Source organism: Massilia frigida, from assembly GCF_011682175.1.
GTDB lineage: Bacteria > Pseudomonadota > Gammaproteobacteria > Burkholderiales > Burkholderiaceae_D > Telluria_A > Telluria_A frigida.
In genome coordinates this window covers 125,434-143,508 of sequence record NZ_WHJG01000013.1, presented here as the reverse complement: position 1 = coordinate 143,508, position 18,075 = coordinate 125,434, and the positions used below count along the sequence as shown (strand labels likewise).

Sequence of the window (18,075 nt, the reverse complement as noted above, 5' to 3'; positions counted from 1 at the left end):
ACGGTCAGCCATCCCCTGCGGCCCGGCCCGGCCTGTACTCGGGAAATACATGACAGACGAAAAAAAACCCGCCGCAGCGGGTTTTCTCAGTTTGCGCGTGCTTATTGGAAAGCCTGGATGCCGGTCTGCGCGCGTCCCAGGATCAGCGCATGGATATCATGCGTGCCTTCGTAGGTGTTGACCACTTCCAGGTTGACCATGTGGCGGATCACGCCGAACTCGTCCGAAATGCCGTTGCCACCCAGCATGTCGCGTGCCACGCGGGCGATGTCCAGCGACTTGCCGCAGGAATTGCGCTTCATCATCGAGGTGATTTCCACCGCCGCCGTGCCGGCATCCTTCATGCGGCCCAGTTGCAGGCAACCCTGCAAGCCGAGGGTGATTTCGGTCTGCATGTCGGCCAGTTTCTTTTGCACCAGCTGGTTGGCGGCCAGCGGACGGCCGAACTGCACCCGGTCCATGGTGTACTGGCGCGCGGTATGCCAGCACGCCTCGGCCGCGCCCAGCGCGCCCCAGGCGATGCCGTAGCGGGCCGAATTGAGGCAGGTGAACGGACCCTTCAGGCCGCGCACGTCCGGGAAGGCGTTTTCTTCCGGGCAGAACACATTGTCCATGACGATTTCGCCCGTGACCGAGGCACGCAGGCCGAACTTGCCATGAATCGCAGGTGCCGACAGGCCGGCCATGCCTTTTTCCAGCACGAAGCCGCGGATCGCGCCTTCATCGTCCTTGGCCCACACCACGAACACATCGGCCACCGGGGAATTGGTGATCCACATCTTCGAGCCGGACAGGGCGTAGCCGCCTGGAACCTTCTTGGCGCGCGTGATCATCGATCCCGGGTCGGAACCGTGGTTCGGCTCGGTCAAGCCGAAGCAGCCGATCCATTCGCCGGTCGCCAGTTTCGGCAGGTATTTCTGGCGCTGCTCTTCGGTGCCGAATTCATAAATCGGCACCATCACCAGCGACGATTGCACACTCATCATCGAGCGGTAGCCCGAATCGATGCGCTCGACTTCGCGCGCGATCAAGCCGTAGGCCACGTAATTCATGCCCGGACCGCCGTACTGCTCGGGAATGGTCGGTCCCAGCAAGCCCAGTTCGCCCATCTCGCGGAAGATGCTGGTGTCCATGCGCTCGTGGCGGAACGCTTCGAGGATGCGCGGCGCCAGCTTGTCCTGGCAGTACGCGGCGGTGGCGTCGCGCACCATGCGTTCATCGTCGGTGAGCTGAAGATTGAGCAGCAGCGGGTCGTCCCAGTGGAATTTGGCTTTGCTGGGCGCATCGGATCGGGTCATGGCGGTTCCTGTCTCTGTTTTAATTAATGACGCATGGTGGGATGGTTGGATAAACCAAACTTGTATAGACTGCTTTTTGGGGATAGTGCCGATTTTACCGCGTTTGGGTGCTGCCGAATTGCCCGCAGTGAAAAATGAGCGAGGCTTGCGGCTGCACCGCGCATTCTTCGACTTCGCCCACGAAAATCACGTGGTCGCCCTCGGGATAGCGGCTGCGGTTGTGGCACTCGAACCACGCCGACACGCCCTTCAAGATGGGCTGGCCGGTGCGCGAGAGCTCGTATTCAATGTCGCCGAACGGATTTTCGCTGCGCTTGGAAAAGCGCTGCGCCAGATGGGCCTGGTCGGCGCCGAGCACATTGATGACGTAATGCGAGTTGCCGCTGAAGATGGGCAAGCTGTTGGCGATGTTGCCAAGGCTCCACAATACCAGCGGCGGGTCGAGCGAGACCGAATTGAAGGAACTGGCCGTCAAGCCACGGAAGCTGCCGTCGGCCAGGCGCGTCGTGATCACGGTGACGCCGGTGGCAAACTGCGACAATGCCTGGCGAAATTGCGCCGTGTCGAATGCGCGCGTATCGGCGCGGGGTGAGCTAGTGTTCATTATTGCCCTGTGGTTTATGCCATTATGCCAAATTTTGGCGCTCCCGGGCTGTTCCGGCGCCTCCGGCCGGACCGATTGCAGGTGCATGCGGGAGCGCTTTGCGTTACAGTTATCCCATATCAATAAGCCAGCGGGGTGCGCCATGACCAAGCAATCTGCCACGCAAGTAGCCATTCTGGGCGGCGGCTGCTTTTGGTGCCTCGAAGCGGTGTTCCTGGAAGCGCGCGGCGTGCTCAAGGTCGAGTCCGGTTACATGGGCGGGCAGGAAGACAATCCGACCTACGAACAGGTCTGCGCCGGTGCCACCGGGCATGCCGAAGTGGTGCGCATCGTGTTCGACGCGGGCGCCATCGAGTACCACGACTTGCTTGAAATCTTCTTCACGACCCACGATCCGACCACCCTGAACCGCCAGGGCAACGATGTCGGCCCCCAATACCGCTCCATCATTTTCGTCGATTCGCCCGAGCAGGAAGCGACCGCGCGCCAGGTGATCGCCGAAATGGCTTGCGTCTGGGACGCGCCGATCGTCACCCAGGTGCAGCCGGCGGGGACCTGGCACAAGGCCGAAGACGAGCACCAGAACTATTTCAGCCGCCACCCGCTGCAGGGCTATTGCGCGCTGGTGGTGGCGCCCAAGGTCAGCAAGTTCCTGGCCACCTTCGCCGGGCGGCTCACGTGACGCCCGCCAGCACCACCTCGTAACCCGGGAATTGCCATGAAGGTAGTGATCGTCGACGACACGCACATCAATCTGGTGCTGATGTCGCGCCTGATGGAAAAGCTCCCCGGGGTCGAGACGGTGGCCTTCCAGTCGGCGCGCGAAGCGCTGGCGTGGTGCCGCGAGCATCCCTGCGATTTGCTGGTGCTCGACTACCTGATGCCGGACCTGAATGGCCTCGACTTCATCGCCGCGCTAGGCGACGCGCTAGGCGACGCGCTAGGCGACGCGCTAGGCGACGCGCGCGCGCGCCCGCCGGTGCTGATGGTCACGGCCAGCCAGGATGTGGAAATCCGCCACCGCGCGCTGGAAAACGGCGCCAACGATTTTCTGATCAAGCCGATCGACAAGGTCGAATTCCTGGCGCGCACCCGCAACATGCTCGAACTGCGGCGCGCCACCTTGGCCCTGCAAAGCCGCGCCAGCTGGCTGGCCAGCGAAGTGGGCAAGGCCACCGCAGAACTGCGCGCGCGCGAACAGGAAACCATCTTGCTGCTGTGCCGCGCCTCGGAATTTCGCGACCCCGAAACGGGCGCCCACATCCAGCGCATGGCGCATTACTCCTGCCTGATCGCGGCCGAGCTGGGCCTGTCGAGCCAGGAGCAGGAATGCATCCTCAACGCCGCGCCCATGCACGATATCGGCAAGGTCGGCACACCCGACCATATCCTGCTCAAGCCGGGCCGCCTGACGCCCGACGAGATGGTCGTCATGCGCCAGCACGCGGCGATCGGCTACAACATCCTCAAGGCCAGCGAAGCGGGCATGCTGCAGCTGGCCGCCGTGATCGCCCACACCCATCACGAGCGCTTCGACGGCGAGGGTTATCCCAACGGCCTGGCGGGCGAGGCCATTGCGCTGGAGGGGCGCATCGTCGCCGTGGCCGACGTGTTCGACGCCCTGACCAGCGTGCGCCCGTACAAGAAGGCCTGGACCCTGGACGCGGCGCGCACCTACCTGGTCGACAATAGCGGCAGCCATTTCGACCCCCGCTGCGTGGACGCGCTGCTGCGCCGCTGGCCGGCCGTGCTGGAGATCCGCGCCCGCTTCCGCGACGCCGACCGCCAGGACGCGGCCTGAGGCCATGCGCCACAAGCGACTGCTGCGCCAGCTGCGGCGCGCGCTCGGGGTCAGCAGCGAGCGGGCCTTGCAGGAGCGCCTGGGCGGCTTGCGCGCGCTCGGCGACGCCGCCCTGGCCGAAGGCCTGGCCGCCTTGTTCGACGCCGTCTCGCGCAGCTACGAGGAATCCGACCGCGATTTGCAGGTGCGCACCCGCATGCTCGAGATCAGCTCCGAGGAACTGACCGGCGCCAACGACCAGTTGCGCGCGGAAGCGGCGCGCCAGGCCGACGTGCTGCGCTCGCTGCAAGCGAGCCTGGGGCACCTGGCCAGGCCGCCCGATCCGGACGCCGGCGGCGCCGACCTGCTCGGCCTGACCCGCGCGCTCGAACACTTGGTGCAGCAGCGCGAAAGCACGCGCGAACTGACCGAACAAATTCTCGACCAGCTGCCCATTCCCGTGTTCCTCAAGGACCGCCAGGGGCGCTTCGTGCGCTGCAACCGCAAGTTCCAGCAGTTCGCGCGGCACAGCCGGGCCGAGATCGAAGGCCGCACCATCGACGACTTCGCCTCGCGCACCTGGGCCGGCCAGAGCCGCGAGGAAGACGAGCGCGCCTGGAGCACCGGGCACATGGTCACCAGCGAACGGCGCCTGGCGCATCTCGATCCGCCGCTCGAGCTGGTGGTCAACCGCATCGTGATCCACAGCGGCGGCGAATCGTACCTGCTGGGTTTTTCGATCGATGTCAGCGAACAGCGCGCCGCGCGCGACGCCATGCAGCGCGCGGTCGAATCGGCGCAGGCGGCCAGCCGCGCCAAGAGCGATTTCCTGGCCAATATGAGCCACGAAATCCGCACGCCCATGAACGGCATCCTCGGCATGACCGAACTGGTGCTCGAATCGGCGCTGGCGCCGCAGCAGCGCGAAGACATCGAACTGGTCAAGGGCTCGGCCGACGCGCTCTTGACCATCATCGACGACATCCTCGATTTTTCCAAGATCGAAGCAGGCAAGCTCGATATCGAGGACGTGCCCTTCGACCTGGGAAAACTGGTGCGCGAAACGGTGCGCTCGCTGGCCCTGCCGGCCCGCCGCAAAGGGCTGGCGCTCGCTTGCGAGCTGCCGCCCCATCTGCCGCGCGCCGTCAGGGGCGACCCCGGCAGGCTGCGCCAGGTGCTGATCAACCTGCTGGGCAATGCGATCAAGTTCACCAGCGAAGGCGGGGTGACGCTCACCGTGACGATGCGGCACGCCCTGGAGGAGCGCTGCGAGGCCGAGTTTGCGGTGTGCGATACCGGCATCGGCATCGCCCCCGGCCAGCAAACCCTGATCTTCGACCCCTTTTCCCAGGTCGACGGCTCGACCACGCGCCAGTACGGCGGCACCGGCCTGGGCCTGGCCATTTGCCGGCGCCTGGTGATCCTGATGCATGGCGATATCTCGGTCAGCAGCGCGCCGGGAAGCGGCAGCGTGTTCCGCTTCAGCGTGCCGCTCGGGCAGACCGCCGCCGCGCCGGCGCACGCGCCAGCCCTGACCCGCGAGAGCGTGGCGGCGGCGCTGCCGGCGCCCCTGCTGCCGCCGCTGCCGGCGGGCCGCCTGCACATCGTGCTGGCCGAGGACAATCCGGTCAACCAGCGCCTGGCGCTGCGCCTGCTGCAAAAATTGGGGCACCGGGTGACCCTGGCCGACAACGGCATCGATGCCATGGAATATGCGCTGCACGGCGGCGCCGACCTGGTGCTGATGGATGTGCAGATGCCGGGGCTGGACGGCATGGCGGCCACGCGCAGCATCCGCCAGTGGGAGGCGGCGCACGGCGGCCACGTGCCGGTGGTGGCGATGACGGCGCGCGCGATGCAGGGCGACCGCGAGCGCTGCCTGGAAGCCGGCATGGACGATTATCTGTCCAAGCCGGTCGACAGCATGCGCCTGCGCGAGGTACTCGCGCGCTTTCACGGACACCGGGCCGGCGCGGTACTCGATTGGGACGGCGCCTTGCTGCGCCTGGACGGCGACCGTGAGCTGCTGCGCGAACTGGCCGCCCTGTTCATTGGCGACGGTCCGCATTTGCTTGAGGCGCTTGACCAGGCGCTGGCCGCCGCCGACGGCGAGGCGGCGCAGCGTGCCGCGCACAGCCTGCAGGGCGTGCTGGTCAATTTCGGCGCGCGCCGCGCCATCGACTGCACCGAGCAGCTGGCGGCCAGCCTGCGCGATACCGCCCGGGCGCAGCACGCGCACGACCTGGGCGCCGCGCTGGACGAGGTGTACGCGGCACTGCGCACCCGCCTGGCCGACGCCTGACGCCGGCGAATTTCTCCCATCGTTGTCCGATTCATCTCCTTTTTCAACGCATGTCGCCTGTTCGATCGGATAGGGGCGGCCCTATACGAATCGTCAGGTTCCCCGGCAACGCCGGCAGCTTATTCTGACTCACGCCTACTGCTCTCGGGATTGAGCACGATGCTGTATCAGCCTCGGATCTGCTTGCCAAGGCTGCTTATCGTTGCCCGAGGCTCCGTAGGAGTTTCGGGTCACGGCCAATTTTTCTCAACGCGTCATTTTTGGTTTTTTTCAAATCTAGAGGAGTGCACGGACATGAATGAACAAGGCATGGTGTTAGCGCTGAATGAGGATCAGATTCGTCAGATTCACGCCCTCAGCGGGCAACGTATGACGTCGATCCGGATTGTCCCCGACTTCCCTGGCGTTCAGGGTGCGCAAGGCGCACAGGCGGTCCAGGGAGTGCAGGGATCGCAAGGCTTCCAGGGATTCCAGGGCGTGCAGGGACCGCAGGCGTTCCAGGGCGTGCAGGGAGCGCAGGCATACCAGGGGCCGCAATCGATGGTGGGCTACCAGGGTGCCCAGGGCTTCCTGGGCCCCTTCGGATTCCAGAGCTCGGTAGGGGCGACGGGCTTCCAGGGACCGCAGGCGGTATTCGGCTTCCAGGGATCGCAGGGCTTCCTGGGACCCTTCGGATTCCAGGGCATGCAGGGGCCGGCGGGTTTCTTTAATCCCTACGCATTCCAGGGCGTTCAAGGACAGCAAGGGTACCAGGGGCCGCAGGCATTCGTCGGCTTCCAGGGGCCGCAGGGCTTCCTGGGACCGTTAGGATTCCAGGGCGCGGTGGGACAACAGGGCTTCCAGGGGCCGCAGGCAATGGTCGGCTTCCAGGGAGCGCAGGGTTTCCAGGGGCCGCAGGCATTCCAGGGCGTGCAAGGCTTCCAGGGCGCGCAAGGCCAGGGCTTCCAGGGCTACCCGGGCTTCCAGGGTGTACAGGGCTTCCAGGGTACGCAAGGCTTCCAGGGCGCCCAGGGCTTCCAGGGTGCGCAGGGCTTCCAGGGCTACCCGGGCGTGCAAGGATATCAAGGCTACCAAGGGTATTAACAGGCGCACGGGTGCTGCTTGCCCGTTAAGCGCGTCGTGCGTGGCCTGAGTGATGCGGCATCGCCCAGGCCATTTTTGTTCCTTGACCGATACTTGCACGGAAGGATAGATCATGTCAGCCCGTACTCCGAACAGCAGCGCGATGTTGCACAGACTGTGATGTGAACCATGCGCGAATCGATCATCGTCACCGACGATTTTTATCAGGACCCACTGGGCGTGCGTGCGTTTGCCCTGCGCCAGGATTTCTCGGTCAAGGGAAATTATCCGGGTGCGCGCACGCAGGCCTTCCTGCACGACGAACTGGCGGCGGCAATTCAATCGGTGGTAGGACTGCCGATCACGTACTGGCCGCGCGATACCTACAACGGCGCGTTCCAGTTCAGTGTCGCCACCGACCGCACCTGGGTGCATGCCGATCACACGACCACCTGGTCCGGCGTGCTGTACCTGACGCCGAACGCTCCCCCGTCAGCCGGCACCGCCTTCTTCAGGCATCACCAGACCGGCAACGAGACGTATCCGGCCGATGATGCCCAGCGCCGCCAATGCGACACCGACGCGGGCGTCTGGGACCGCTGGCTGGTCACCGACCAGATCGGCAACCGCTTCAACCGCCTGATTCTGTTTCGCGGCCAGCGCTTTCACTGTAGCCGGGGCCATTTTGGCGACACCAAGGAAAACGGCCGCCTGTTCCAGACGTTCTTCTTCAATACCACCTATTAAAAACCACATAAAAAGGGAGCATCATAGTGAATACATCAGAGTTATTCTTCCCGGCCGGATGGCTGGCCCTGAGCAGCGAGCAATCGGCACACATCAAATCGGTACTGGGCAAGGATGTCAGCGTCGTTCCGGTTTATAACGTCGTATCGCTCGGCGCGAACAATGCCTACGTCCCGCTTAACGCGGTACCGGGGCTGGCCTGCCTGGTGGTTCATGACATGGCGCATGCGGCACCGCAGGCACAGGGCGAGCAGCCAAGGGCGCTGCCGGGCGAGGAGCAGGAATCGCATGAAAACCGGCCTTTCTCGTCCGATTCCAGGATGCCGGTGCGCCCGGGCGACGACGATGCCGCCAAAAACGCGAAGCTCAAACCGAAATGAGCCGGCCGGCCTGACAAGGCGGGGCTGACACAGGCCCGCTGTGGCCGGCCGCGCTCCCGGGCAAGCGAGCGCGCGTGGCCGACCTGGGCTTCATGGGCAAGCATGGCTTCGACGCACGCGCTTCGGTGGCAAGCCCCCGCACGGCGGCGCCAGGCGCGCGGCATGCAGGATCGCCGCCGCCTCACGCCTGCGCGTACATATAGCGCCGCGACCATGGTATCGCAGCCGGATCGCGCCCCGCCTTGCCGCACACCACCTGATACAAACTGATCCAGTCGTGCGTGAACGCGTGCGTGCAGCCCGCCAGATACACTTGCCAGATGCGAAAGCGCCGCGCATCGGTCAACTGCTTGATGCGCTCCGCGTGCGCCTCGAAATTGTCGCTCCACATGGCGCACGTGCGCGCATAGTGGCGCCGCAGGTTTTCCACGTCGCGCACCTCCAGCCCGCCTTCCTGCATCGCCTTGATCACCGTGCCCAGGTGCGCCAGCTCCCCGTACGGGAACACATACCGGCTGATGAATTCGCCGCCCCCGTGCGGCGCGCCATGGCTGTCCACGTCGGTCGTGGTCAGCCCGTGGTTCATCGCCACGCCGTCGGGCGCGAGCAGGGTGGCCATGCGGCGGAAATACGCGGGCAGCTGGCGCACGCCCACATGCTCGAACATGCCGACGCTGGTGATGCGGTCGAACTGCCCGCCGACGTCGCGGTAATCCTGCAGGCGGATCTCGACCAGCCCGCCCAGACCGGCGCGTTCGACCTGCTCGCGCGCCAGCCTGGCCTGGTTGTCGGACAGGGTGATGCCGACGCAGCGCGCCCCGTAGCGCTGGGCCGCCCGGATCGCCAGCGCACCCCAGCCGCAGCCGATATCGAGCAGGCGGTGGCCCGGGCGCACGCCGATTTTGGTGAGGATGTGGTCGATCTTCCTTACCTGCGCCTCGGCCAGCGTTTCGGCGCCGTTTTCGAAATAGGCGCACGAATACACCATGCCCGGATCGAGCCAGGCGGCGTAGAACGCGTTGGAGACATCGTAGTGATAGCGTATCGCCGCGGCATCGCGCTTGCGCGTGTGGCTGCGCGCCAGCGCGCCGAGCAGGCGCCCCAGCCCGAGTGCGGGCAGGGGCGCGCGCGTGTTGCCGGCCAGCGCGTTGACGACGGCAATCATGTCGCTGGCGCGTCCGCTGACATCGATCGCCCCTTCCACGTACGCGCGGCCCAGGTTGTACAGCGATGGGGAGAGCAGATAGCGCAGCGCGCGCGCGTGCGGCACATGCACCGTCACGCGCGGCGGATCGGGCGAAAAGTCCAGGCGCTGACCGTTCCACAGCTCCACCCGCAGGGGCAGGGAAGGCTGGCTGCGCAAGCCTTCGCTCCAGGCCCTCAGTCTGATCTGGTTGAACACGCACACCTCCGGCAATAGCGGCAGGCTCGTGTGCGCGCACACGTCCTGCTAAGGTTGCAAGCGCTCGCGTGCCCAGCTGCCATCGCTTTGCAGCGTGTACACGATGCGGTCGTGAAAGCGCGAGCGGCGTCCCTGCCAGAACTCGATTCGTTCAGGTACCAGGCGGAAGCCGCCCCAGTTGTCGGGACGTGGCGGCTCCTCGCCGTATTGCTTGGCTACTGCCTCGTAATGCTGTTCCAGCGCGCCACGATTGGCGATCGGCTCGCTTTGCGCCGACGCAATCGCAGCCAGCCGGCTTTTCAGCGGCCGGCTATGAAAATATTTGTCGCTTTCCTCCGCAGAAGTGCGCTCCACTCTTCCTTCGATCCGGATCTGGCGTTCTAGTTCCGTCCAAAAGAACAGTAATGCCGCATGCGGGTTGGCGGCCAGCTGGCGCCCCTTCTGGCTGTGGTAGTTGGTGTACCAGGTAAAGCCGCGCGGATCGAACTGCTTGATCAGCACGATGCGCGAGGTCGGCCGGCCCTGGTCGTCCACGGTCGCCACGCTCATCGCGTTCGGCTCGTTGACCTGGGCCTTGAGCGCTTCCTCGAACCAGGTCGTAAATTGCACGAACGGATCGTCCGCCACATCGCCCTCGTTCAGGCTGGCCTGGCCGTAATCCTTGCGCAGGCTGGCCACGGCGTCGCCGGTGGCGCTGGCGGGCGCCGCCACGGTGGCGGCCGGGACGATGCCGCGCCGCTGCTGCATCGCCTGGCCCAGCGTGGCCATCTGGTCGGGGCTGAACAGGCGCTTGGCCATCGGCGCGATATGGCCTTCCTCGCGCTCCATGTGGGCGCGGTAAGTTTCGGCGAAACGCTGCACCTCATGCGCGCGCAGCACGGCGGCGCTGCCGTCCGCAATCGCGCTCAGTTGCTCGTGCAGCGCTTGCCACATGCCATCCATCTGGCGGTGTTCGTCGAGGATGCCGGGGACGAGCTGGGCCAGCAGCTCGGCGTCGGCCCCGCTGGCGCTGGCCGTGAGCATCGGCACCAGGTTCTGTTCTTCATCTTCGTGATGCAGGGGCGCGGCCAGGTCGAAATATTTCATCACCGCGCGCGCGGCCTGGCGCGCCTCCTCGTCGGCGCCGTGGCTGGCCAGGTGCGGCACCAGTTTTTCCAGGGTCGCCAGCTGTTTGCGGATGCGGTCGTGGCAGTGTTTCAGCACCGCGATCGGCTGGTCGAAACCGGGGGCGCTGTCGGGCAGGGCGTAGCTCATGGGGATTCTCGCTTGTGGCTGGTGGCAAATACCGTATTGGCGTTGACACCAGCCCTTTCGAGCTGATCGTTGCACTCAACACCGTCGGTCCCGCGCAGGCGGGAACCCAAGTCCGTTGCGCAAGCACCGGCGGCTCGACCAACTTGGGTCCCCGCCTGCGCGGGGACGACGGAGGTGACGTCAACGCCATTGGGAACATAGCGGTCATTTTAGAGCAGTCTGTCCGGCCGCGTCCGTTAAAATGGCGGCATGACTACCATCGCTACCCCACCACTTCCTCCTGAATCGGGCGAGGTCGACTTCGAGCGCCGTTTCGGCGGCATCGGCCGCCTGTACGGCCCGGCCGCGCTGGCGCGTTTTCGCAGCGCCCACGTGTGCGTGATCGGCGTCGGCGGCGTCGGTTCCTGGATCGTCGAGGCGCTGGCCCGCAGTGCCATCGGCCAACTGACCCTGATCGACCTCGACAACGTGGCCGAATCGAACATCAACCGCCAGATCCAGGCCTTGAGCGGCACCATCGGCCAGGCCAAGATCGGCGCGCTGGCCGAACGCATCGCCCAGATCAATCCCTTCTGCAAGGTCAACCTGATCGAAGAGTTCATCGATCCCGACAACCTCGACCAGATGATCGGTGCCCACCAGTACGACTACGTGGTCGACGCCATCGACAGCGTCAAGGCCAAGGCCGCGCTGATCGCCTACTGCCGCGACCACCAGTTGCCGATGGTGATCATCGGTAGCGCCGGCGGCAAGACCGACCCGACCCGGATCGAACTGCGCGACCTGTCCAAGACCGAACAGGAGCCGCTGCTCAAGATGGTGCGCAAGCGCTTGCGCAACGAGTACGGCTTTCCGCGCAGCCTGAAAACCAGGTTCAACGTGGATGCCGTATTTTCGATGGAACCAGTGTCGCTCCCGGAAGGCGACGACAGCTGCGCCATCGATGGCGAGGGCATCACCGGCCTGAACTGCGCCGGCTTCGGATCGAGCATGGTCGTCACCGCCACCTTCGGCATGGTCGCGGCCGGACACCTGCTGCGCCGCCTTGCCGACAGTGCGATTCACGTGCCTTCTGTGCAGGCGCCCGAGGCCTTGCTATCATAGCGTTGCAGAAGTATCCAGTTTGACCATTTCTTACTGAAAGCGATTCCATCATGCGCCGTCCCTTTTCCGTATTCCTGATGTGCGCCGCGGCGGCCTCCCTGGCCCAGGCCGCCGGCCAGACGCCGCCCGCTCCAGAGACGCCGCCGGCGGCCACGACCGTGCCAGCGACCGACGTGCCACCCGCACCGCCCCCATCGGCCCAGCCGGCCGCGCAGCCTGCCACCCCGCCTGGCACCGTGGTGCTGGCCGAGCCGGTGCTCGATCCGCTCGTGGCCACCGATACCAAGGTCGGCACCGGCGCCGAAGCGACCGCCGGCAGCAAGGTATTCGTGCATTACACCGGCTGGCTGTACAAGCCGATGGCCACGCGCCAGCGCGGCCGCCAGTTCGACTCCTCGCTCACGCGCGGCGCGCCGCTCGAATTCGTGCTCGGCACCGGCCGCGTGATCAAGGGCTGGGACCAGGGCGTGATGGGCATGAAAGTGGGCGGCAAGCGCACCCTGGTCATCCCGAGCTACCTGGCCTACGGCAAGCGCGGCGCACCGGGCGGCGGCATTCCGCCCGACGCCGATCTGATCTTCGACGTGGAACTCGTGAACGTCAAATAAGTCCAACCATTACAGCGGGAGAGTGAGCATGAGAATCGCAAACGACGTCACTGAGTTAATCGGCAACACCCCGCTGGTCCGGATCCGCAAGCTGGCGCATGGCGCCGGCGCAGACATCCTGGCCAAGCTGGAGTTCTACAATCCGGCCCACAGCGTCAAGGACCGGATCGGCCTGGCCATGGTCGAAGCGGCCGAGGCGGCCGGCAAGATCGGTCCCGACACCGTCATCGTCGAGCCGACCAGCGGCAACACTGGCATCGCGCTGGCCATGGTGTGCGCGGCGCGCGGCTACCGCTGCAAGCTGGTCATGCCCGAAACCATGAGCAGCGAGCGGCGCATGCTGCTGCGCGCCTACGGCGCCGAGCTGGTGCTCACGCCGGGGCCGGAAGGCATGCTGGGCGCCATCCGCGTGGCCGAGGAACTGGTCGCGGCCAATCCCAACTATTTCATGCCGCAGCAATTCAACAATCCCGCCAATCCGGATGTGCACCGCCGCACCACGGCCGAGGAAATCTGGCGCGACACCGAAGGCAAGGTCGATATCCTGGTGGCCGGCGTCGGCACCGGCGGCACCATTACCGGCGTGGGCGAAGTGCTCAAGGCGCGCAAGCCGGGTTTCCAGGCCATCGCCGTGGAGCCGGAAGCGTCGCCCATGCTGTCCAAAGGCACCAAGGGTCCGCACCCGATCCAGGGCATCGGCGCCGGTTTCGTGCCGCAAGTGCTCAACCGCGCGGCCTTCGATGAAGTCATCTGCGTGAGCAACGAGGCCGCGTTTGAAACCGCACGCGCCGCCGCCCGCGAAGAAGGGCTGCTGGTCGGCATTTCATCGGGTGCCGCGCTGTGGGCGGCGATCGCAGTGGCACGCCGTCCCGAGAACGCGGGCAAGGTGATCGTGACGATCATCCCGTCGTTCGGCGAACGCTATCTGTCCACGCCGTTGTTCGCCAACCTGGCGGGCTGACCCGGCGCGTGCAGCGCGAGGAAATGGGTGCCGCGGTCGTCGCGAATGCGGGCGCGGCGACACCGTTGCCAGCCGGCTTGAGGGCATCGACCGCCCGCGCAGGACGACCTTACCGGCCACGCGGTGCTCGCGCTGTTCTTCGGCCTTTTTTCTCCCGCTCGACGTTGCCGTGCTGCATTGGAGAAACACCATTGATTTCTTGGTCGACAAGACGCCACGCAAGGCATGGCGGGCCTCTCGGAGCCACCGTCTACTCCACGCCACGAAGCAATTGCGCGGGATCAATTCGAGTGTAAAATGAATCGCCAGTTGGTTAAAAACAGCGGAATCGTGTGCCATCCCTTACGCCGAGGAGGACCGTCATGAAACGTCTCTTGTTTTGCCTCGCCATGCTTGCCAATGGGCATGCTGCTTTGGCTGCCGCCGAAATTATTCCAGCTTACAACTCCTATTCGGCGGTGCCGTTTGTCGTCGGCGATGGCGGACTGGCGCAGGAAACGGTCGCCTACCTGAATAACAAGCTAAAGGGAAAGTATCAACTCCAGCTTAAACAGGTTTCTCGCGATACGCTCAACAATACGGTGCTGAAGGACCCGGACTTCAAGGGTATCGTGCTGTTCCTCGGCCCATTCTTCGTTGATGACAGCGCAAAGGCGAAATATCACTGGTCGCCTGCATTGATTGGCGACTCTAATGCCGTCATCTCGCTCAAAAGCCGCAAGCTCGAATACAGCGGCCCCGAGGACTTGGCTGGTTTGAAATTCGGCGGTATCAAAGGGAACCGCTATGCCGGCCTGGAAGAACACTTCGGCAAAGACATCCAGCGCGAGGACGTGCAGGAAGAATTTTCGAATATCAAGAAAGTCGCGTCGGGCAAAGTCGACGTGACGATCATGGCGAGCAGCACCTTTCGCTTTCTGATGAAGCAAATGGGAGCCGAAGCTGCAGCCGGCAGCAATCTGTACACGTCGTCGCGTCCCCACTTCGCCTTTGAACGCCACGTCTTTTCTGCCAAAGGCGATGCTGCGTTGGCCAAGGAAATCGACGCTGCCGTTGCCGCCAGCAAGACCGATCCGGTGTGGCGGGCGCTCCTGTCCAAATACGGCCTGGAATGACTACGCCGCAGCCTGGCCGGCCCGGCGTCGGCTGAGCCAAAGCCGCCTCCGTGGCGCGCCGCGCTAGGCCGGCTTTGCTTGCTCCGCATGCAAGGTGCAGCTGTGATCGCTCGTGCCCAGTTCCACCTGCAAGGTGCAATGGTGGATCGCATAATCGGCCTTGAGGGTCGCCACGATCGTGTCGAGCGCGGCGTCGCCCGGGTAGCCATCGGGCATCACCAGGTGCGCGGTCAGGGCCGTCTCGGTCGTGCTCATGGCCCAGATATGCAAGTCGTGAATGCCGGCCACGCCCGGCCGCGCCTTCAGATAAGCGCCCACCGCAGCGGCATCCACATTGGCCGGCACCGCCGCCAGCACCAGGTCGAGCGATTCGCGCAGCAAGCCCCAGGTGGTAACTAAAATCAGCAGCACGATCACGATACTGACCGCCGGGTCGAGCCAGGTCCAGCCGCTGAACATGATCGCCACGCCCGACAGCACCACGCCCAGCGAAATCGCGGCATCGGCCGCCATGTGCTGGTAAGCGCCGCGGATGTTCAAGTCGTCCTTGCTGCCAGCCATGAACAGCCAGGCCGAAAAGCCGTTGACCAGCACGCCGATGCCGGCCACCACCGACATCGTCATTCCCTGTACCGGCGCCGGATTGGCGAAACGGTGCACCGCTTCCCAGCCGATCGCGCCGCAGGCCAGCATCAGCAGCAGGGCGTTGAGCAGGGCCGCCAGGATCGACGAGCTGCGCAAGCCGTAGGTGTAGCGCCCGTCCGGTGCGCGCTTGGTGAGCATGGCCGCGCCCCAGGCCAGCATCAGGCCCAGCACATCGGACAGGTTGTGGCCGGCGTCGGCCATCAGCGCCGTCGAGTTGGCCAGGAATCCGTAAAAGAATTCGATGCCGACAAACACCGTGTTCAGGCCGATGGCCAGCGCGAACGCGCGCCCATTGCCGTTCGGATCGAGCTGGTGATGATGGTGTCCGTGCCCGTGGTCGTGATCGTGGCCGTGGCCATGCTTGTGCGCCGCTTCGGGCGCCTTGGCGGGCGCCTGCGCGTGGCTGTGTCCGGCGTGGTCGTGATCGTGGTCGTGGGCGCTGGTCATGGGTCGATTCCATTGGTGGGTTCTGCGATGTGTTCGAGCATGTCGGTCAGCACGCCGCTGATGTGGGCGTCCGCCGTCGAATAAAACACTTGCTTGCCTTGGCGCTCGGCCTTGACGATGCGGGCCGCGCGCAGCAGGCGCAGGTGGTGGCTGACCAGGGAGCTGCTCAGTTGCAGGGTGGCGGCGATGTCGCCCACCGCAATCGGTCCCGCCAGGCAGGACAGCACGATGCGCAGCCGGGTCGGGTCGCCCAGCAGGTGGAACAGGTCGGCCAGTTGGGCAATCGAAGCGTCGTTATCGGGAGAAGGTTTCATAGTCAACATGTGAAGATATGTAGATATGATAGCGCAATTTTGCCGCGAGGCATGTTCCTCGCCGCAATTTCAGGGTTTTTGCATCTCGGCGGCGATGACGGCGCGCGTTTTTGGGTCCAGTTTGGCGACGATGGCGGCCAGCTTTTCACCCTCGCGCAGGGCGGCGCTTTGCGCGGGCGTCAATTCGTTCGCCACCACCGCCGCAGCCGGGGCGGGCGCCGGGCGCAACAACAGTGCCTGGCCGGCCAGCACCACGAAGGCGCACAGCAGCGCCGCGCCGCCGGCAATCGCGATGATGCGTTTTTCCCGCAGCGGCTGGGCGTGGATGGCCGCCGGCGGCGCCGCGACCAGTGCCGCCGGTGCCGGGCGCTCGCCCGCGGCCTTGCTGAAGTGGCACAGGCTGCCGCTCTCTTGCAGCGCCTGGACCTGGTCGGCCAGGTCGGCGGTGGCGTCGTCGAGCAGCTCCACGTGGCGCTCGACCGCTTCGGCCAGCACCGCCTCGTTCAGCGCCACCAGCGCGAAAATCGGATCGTCGATATCGATCCGCACGCCGGTTTTCTCAAAGACGAGGGTGCGCAGTTTTTGCTGGTCCATGCCGGCTTACCACTGGACGTTGTCGAGTTGCTCGAACAGGTCGCGGAACACCACCTTGATGCGCTGCTTTTCCATGACGTTGAATTTGTCGCTTTCGCGCACTTCATTGGCGGTCAGGCGCGCGATGTTCATCTTCTTGATGTCGGCGCCGAAGGTGTCGGCATTGCGCTGCGACAGCACCACCCGCCCGCACACGCGCGCGGCGTTGTCGGCATAGGTCTGCGACTCGGTAAACACCTTGCCGGTGGCCGATTGCAGCGGGCCGAAGTGTTCGTTTTCCCACAGCACCAGCGGCACGCTGGTCGACTTGGCGGTCGAGACGAACCCCATGGCCGTGTCGTGCAGGGTGTCGCCGCCGCCGACGATGGTGTGGATGTACACCTTGCGCCCCGATTCCTTGAGCAGATCGAAGCAATCATTTTCCAGCAGGTAACCCATCAGCGGCGAAAAGGTATTCGCGCCATTGTCGATCACGCAGTTGCCTTCTTCTTCCAGCAAGTCGATCATCAGCGCATCGAAGCGCTTGGGGTCGATGTTGCGCGCATCGGTCATGACCGGCACGTGTTTCACGTCCATCGCCTTGTAGCGCGAAAAGGTGGCGTTTTCCTGGTCGGTGTCGTAGCAGCGCAGCGGGCGCTCGTCCTTGCCTGCCAGCCATTGCGCCAGGATGGTCGAGACCAGGGTCTTGCCGATGCCGCCCTTGCCCTGCAGGATGAAATGAACCGTATTGTGCATCGAATTGCTCCAGAAAATGACCGGCGCCAGTGCGCGTGCCGGCCCGGCAGGTGTCAACGCAGGGGGAGAACAGGCGACGGCGCCAATCCGCCATCGCGCGTCTATTCGATGATGCGCAGCAACCCTTGCAGCGCGTGCACCACGGTCTGCTCGCGCACGGCGTGGCGGTCGCCCGCGAACACCAGGCGTTCGGTCTGGACCGCGTCGCCCCTGGCCCAGCCGAAGCAGACCGTGCCGACCGGCTTGCCCGGCACCGCGCCGCTGGGGCCGGCGATGCCGGTGGTCGACAGGGCCACGTGCGCGTTGCTGTTTGCCAACGCACCGCTGGCCATGGCGGCCGCCACTTCTTCGCTGACCGAGCCCAGCTGCGCCATCAGCGCCGCCGACACGTCCAGCAATTCGGTTTTCGAGGCATTCGAATAGGTGATGAAGCCGCAATCGAACCAGCCGGTCGAGCCGGCCACCTCGGTGACCGCCTGCGCTACCCCGCCGCCGGTGCACGATTCGGCGGTCACCAGCAGCAAGCCTTTCGCTTGCAGCGCGCGGCCGACTTTGGCGGAAAGATCGAGAATGTCGTTCGTCACGTGTTGCTCCTTTTGGACGGTAATCGGGGATCGGAAAACAGATCTGGGGAGGGCGCGCGCATGACGGCGCGGCCCTGCGATTCTACTTTACCATGCGCTCTGCAACACTGTCCGCCCACCCTGTTGCAATGTTTCAAAA

At 65.0% G+C, this 18,075-nt stretch carries 19 protein-coding genes; 10 read left to right on the top strand and 9 right to left on the bottom strand.

Going from position 1 to position 18,075, the window contains the following annotated elements; translation table 11 throughout:
• Window positions 1–101 precede the first annotated feature (101 nt).
• Window positions 102–1,298 (bottom strand): acyl-CoA dehydrogenase, encoded by a 1,197-nt coding sequence (locus tag F2P44_RS14995; protein WP_167087701.1) that lies wholly within the window; start codon window positions 1,296–1,298, stop codon window positions 102–104.
• Window positions 1,299–1,392: 94 nt separating this feature from the next.
• Window positions 1,393–1,902 carry a flavin reductase family protein gene (locus tag F2P44_RS14990; RefSeq protein ID WP_167087700.1) on the bottom strand — a complete coding sequence of 170 codons (510 nt, stop codon included), beginning with the start codon at window positions 1,900–1,902 and terminating at the stop codon, window positions 1,393–1,395.
• 142 nt (window positions 1,903–2,044) lie between these two features.
• On the opposite strand from F2P44_RS14990, the gene msrA reads away from it, so the two are divergent.
• The 6 genes from msrA to F2P44_RS14960 all read left to right on the top strand — a co-directional run bounded on the left by msrA (window position 2,045) and on the right by F2P44_RS14960 (window position 8,173).
• Window positions 2,045–2,584: a peptide-methionine (S)-S-oxide reductase MsrA gene (gene msrA, locus F2P44_RS14985; RefSeq protein WP_167087698.1), complete on the top strand. Its 540-nt coding sequence runs from the start codon at window positions 2,045–2,047 to the stop codon at window positions 2,582–2,584.
• A gap of 36 nt (window positions 2,585–2,620) precedes the next feature.
• Window positions 2,621–3,703, top strand: coding sequence for an HD domain-containing phosphohydrolase (locus F2P44_RS14980; RefSeq protein WP_167087696.1), 1,083 nt, complete (start codon window positions 2,621–2,623; stop codon window positions 3,701–3,703).
• A 4-nt stretch (window positions 3,704–3,707) separates the two neighbouring features.
• A complete protein-coding gene (locus F2P44_RS14975; RefSeq protein WP_229423561.1) occupies window positions 3,708–5,984 on the top strand; it encodes a hybrid sensor histidine kinase/response regulator in 2,277 nt (758 codons plus the stop codon).
• A 294-nt stretch (window positions 5,985–6,278) separates the two neighbouring features.
• Window positions 6,279–7,067, top strand: a complete 789-nt coding sequence (locus F2P44_RS14970) for a collagen-like domain-containing protein (protein ID WP_223165038.1) — start codon at window positions 6,279–6,281, stop codon at window positions 7,065–7,067.
• Between the two features lie 168 nt (window positions 7,068–7,235).
• The gene (locus F2P44_RS14965; RefSeq protein ID WP_167087692.1) at window positions 7,236–7,793 is read left to right on the top strand and encodes a DUF6445 family protein; all 558 of its coding nucleotides are present in this window, start codon (window positions 7,236–7,238) and stop codon (window positions 7,791–7,793) included.
• 26 nt (window positions 7,794–7,819) lie between these two features.
• Window positions 7,820–8,173: a hypothetical protein gene (locus F2P44_RS14960; protein ID WP_167087690.1), complete on the top strand. Its 354-nt coding sequence runs from the start codon at window positions 7,820–7,822 to the stop codon at window positions 8,171–8,173.
• Window positions 8,174–8,354: 181 nt separating this feature from the next.
• Here F2P44_RS14960 and F2P44_RS14955 read toward each other — a convergent pair whose 3' ends face one another.
• Both F2P44_RS14955 and pdxH read right to left on the bottom strand, forming a co-directional pair.
• Complete coding sequence (locus tag F2P44_RS14955; RefSeq protein ID WP_167087689.1) at window positions 8,355–9,575, bottom strand: class I SAM-dependent methyltransferase; 1,221 nt, start codon at window positions 9,573–9,575, stop codon at window positions 8,355–8,357.
• A gap of 48 nt (window positions 9,576–9,623) precedes the next feature.
• The gene (pdxH, locus tag F2P44_RS14950; protein ID WP_167087688.1) at window positions 9,624–10,829 is read right to left on the bottom strand and encodes a pyridoxamine 5'-phosphate oxidase; all 1,206 of its coding nucleotides are present in this window, start codon (window positions 10,827–10,829) and stop codon (window positions 9,624–9,626) included.
• A gap of 249 nt (window positions 10,830–11,078) precedes the next feature.
• Here pdxH and F2P44_RS14945 point away from each other — a divergent pair, with 249 nt between their 5' ends.
• The 4 genes from F2P44_RS14945 to F2P44_RS14930 all read left to right on the top strand — a co-directional run bounded on the left by F2P44_RS14945 (window position 11,079) and on the right by F2P44_RS14930 (window position 14,617).
• Window positions 11,079–11,933 carry a tRNA threonylcarbamoyladenosine dehydratase gene (locus F2P44_RS14945; protein WP_167087687.1) on the top strand — a complete coding sequence of 285 codons (855 nt, stop codon included), beginning with the start codon at window positions 11,079–11,081 and terminating at the stop codon, window positions 11,931–11,933.
• 50 nt (window positions 11,934–11,983) lie between these two features.
• Complete coding sequence (locus F2P44_RS14940) at window positions 11,984–12,541, top strand: FKBP-type peptidyl-prolyl cis-trans isomerase (RefSeq protein WP_229423560.1); 558 nt, start codon at window positions 11,984–11,986, stop codon at window positions 12,539–12,541.
• Window positions 12,542–12,569: 28 nt separating this feature from the next.
• Entirely contained in the window at window positions 12,570–13,502 is a 933-nt protein-coding gene (gene cysK / locus F2P44_RS14935; RefSeq protein ID WP_167087686.1) for a cysteine synthase A, read from the top strand.
• A 362-nt stretch (window positions 13,503–13,864) separates the two neighbouring features.
• Window positions 13,865–14,617 carry a substrate-binding periplasmic protein gene (locus tag F2P44_RS14930; RefSeq protein ID WP_167087684.1) on the top strand — a complete coding sequence of 251 codons (753 nt, stop codon included), beginning with the start codon at window positions 13,865–13,867 and terminating at the stop codon, window positions 14,615–14,617.
• Between the two features lie 63 nt (window positions 14,618–14,680).
• On the opposite strand, the gene F2P44_RS14925 is transcribed toward F2P44_RS14930, so the two are convergent.
• The 5 genes from F2P44_RS14925 to F2P44_RS14905 all read right to left on the bottom strand — a co-directional run bounded on the left by F2P44_RS14925 (window position 14,681) and on the right by F2P44_RS14905 (window position 17,936).
• Window positions 14,681–15,709, bottom strand: coding sequence for a cation diffusion facilitator family transporter (locus F2P44_RS14925; RefSeq protein WP_167087682.1), 1,029 nt, complete (start codon window positions 15,707–15,709; stop codon window positions 14,681–14,683).
• Window positions 15,706–16,023 carry an ArsR/SmtB family transcription factor gene (locus tag F2P44_RS14920; protein ID WP_167087680.1) on the bottom strand — a complete coding sequence of 106 codons (318 nt, stop codon included), beginning with the start codon at window positions 16,021–16,023 and terminating at the stop codon, window positions 15,706–15,708. Before F2P44_RS14920 ends, F2P44_RS14925 begins: the two co-directional genes overlap by 4 nt.
• Window positions 16,024–16,092: 69 nt before the next feature.
• The gene (locus F2P44_RS14915; protein ID WP_167087678.1) at window positions 16,093–16,617 is read right to left on the bottom strand and encodes a hypothetical protein; all 525 of its coding nucleotides are present in this window, start codon (window positions 16,615–16,617) and stop codon (window positions 16,093–16,095) included.
• A gap of 6 nt (window positions 16,618–16,623) precedes the next feature.
• Window positions 16,624–17,352, bottom strand: coding sequence for a nucleotide-binding protein (locus F2P44_RS14910; protein WP_167087676.1), 729 nt, complete (start codon window positions 17,350–17,352; stop codon window positions 16,624–16,626).
• Window positions 17,353–17,453: 101 nt separating this feature from the next.
• Window positions 17,454–17,936 (bottom strand): CinA family protein, encoded by a 483-nt coding sequence (locus F2P44_RS14905; RefSeq protein WP_167087674.1) that lies wholly within the window; start codon window positions 17,934–17,936, stop codon window positions 17,454–17,456.
• Window positions 17,937–18,075 lie beyond the last annotated feature (139 nt).

Bases quoted from the DNA above. Each gene is read 5' to 3' on its own strand.
- F2P44_RS14925 (WP_167087682.1), bottom strand. From the start codon at position 15,709: ATGACCAGCGCCCACGACCACGATCACGACCACGCCGGACACAGCCAC.
- F2P44_RS14910 (WP_167087676.1), bottom strand. From the start codon at position 17,352: ATGCACAATACGGTTCATTTCATCCTGCAGGGCAAGGGCGGCATCGGC.
- F2P44_RS14990 (WP_167087700.1), bottom strand. From the start codon at position 1,902: ATGAACACTAGCTCACCCCGCGCCGATACGCGCGCATTCGACACGGCG.
- F2P44_RS14970 (WP_223165038.1), top strand. From the start codon at position 6,279: ATGAATGAACAAGGCATGGTGTTAGCGCTGAATGAGGATCAGATTCGT.
- F2P44_RS14940 (WP_229423560.1), top strand. From the start codon at position 11,984: ATGCGCCGTCCCTTTTCCGTATTCCTGATGTGCGCCGCGGCGGCCTCC.
- F2P44_RS14915 (WP_167087678.1), bottom strand. From the start codon at position 16,617: ATGGACCAGCAAAAACTGCGCACCCTCGTCTTTGAGAAAACCGGCGTG.
- F2P44_RS14995 (WP_167087701.1), bottom strand. From the start codon at position 1,298: ATGACCCGATCCGATGCGCCCAGCAAAGCCAAATTCCACTGGGACGAC.
- F2P44_RS14930 (WP_167087684.1), top strand. From the start codon at position 13,865: ATGAAACGTCTCTTGTTTTGCCTCGCCATGCTTGCCAATGGGCATGCT.
- pdxH (WP_167087688.1), bottom strand. From the start codon at position 10,829: ATGAGCTACGCCCTGCCCGACAGCGCCCCCGGTTTCGACCAGCCGATC.
- F2P44_RS14980 (WP_167087696.1), top strand. From the start codon at position 2,621: ATGAAGGTAGTGATCGTCGACGACACGCACATCAATCTGGTGCTGATG.
- F2P44_RS14965 (WP_167087692.1), top strand. From the start codon at position 7,236: ATGCGCGAATCGATCATCGTCACCGACGATTTTTATCAGGACCCACTG.
- F2P44_RS14945 (WP_167087687.1), top strand. From the start codon at position 11,079: ATGACTACCATCGCTACCCCACCACTTCCTCCTGAATCGGGCGAGGTC.
- cysK (WP_167087686.1), top strand. From the start codon at position 12,570: ATGAGAATCGCAAACGACGTCACTGAGTTAATCGGCAACACCCCGCTG.
- F2P44_RS14920 (WP_167087680.1), bottom strand. From the start codon at position 16,023: ATGAAACCTTCTCCCGATAACGACGCTTCGATTGCCCAACTGGCCGAC.
- msrA (WP_167087698.1), top strand. From the start codon at position 2,045: ATGACCAAGCAATCTGCCACGCAAGTAGCCATTCTGGGCGGCGGCTGC.
- F2P44_RS14975 (WP_229423561.1), top strand. From the start codon at position 3,708: ATGCGCCACAAGCGACTGCTGCGCCAGCTGCGGCGCGCGCTCGGGGTC.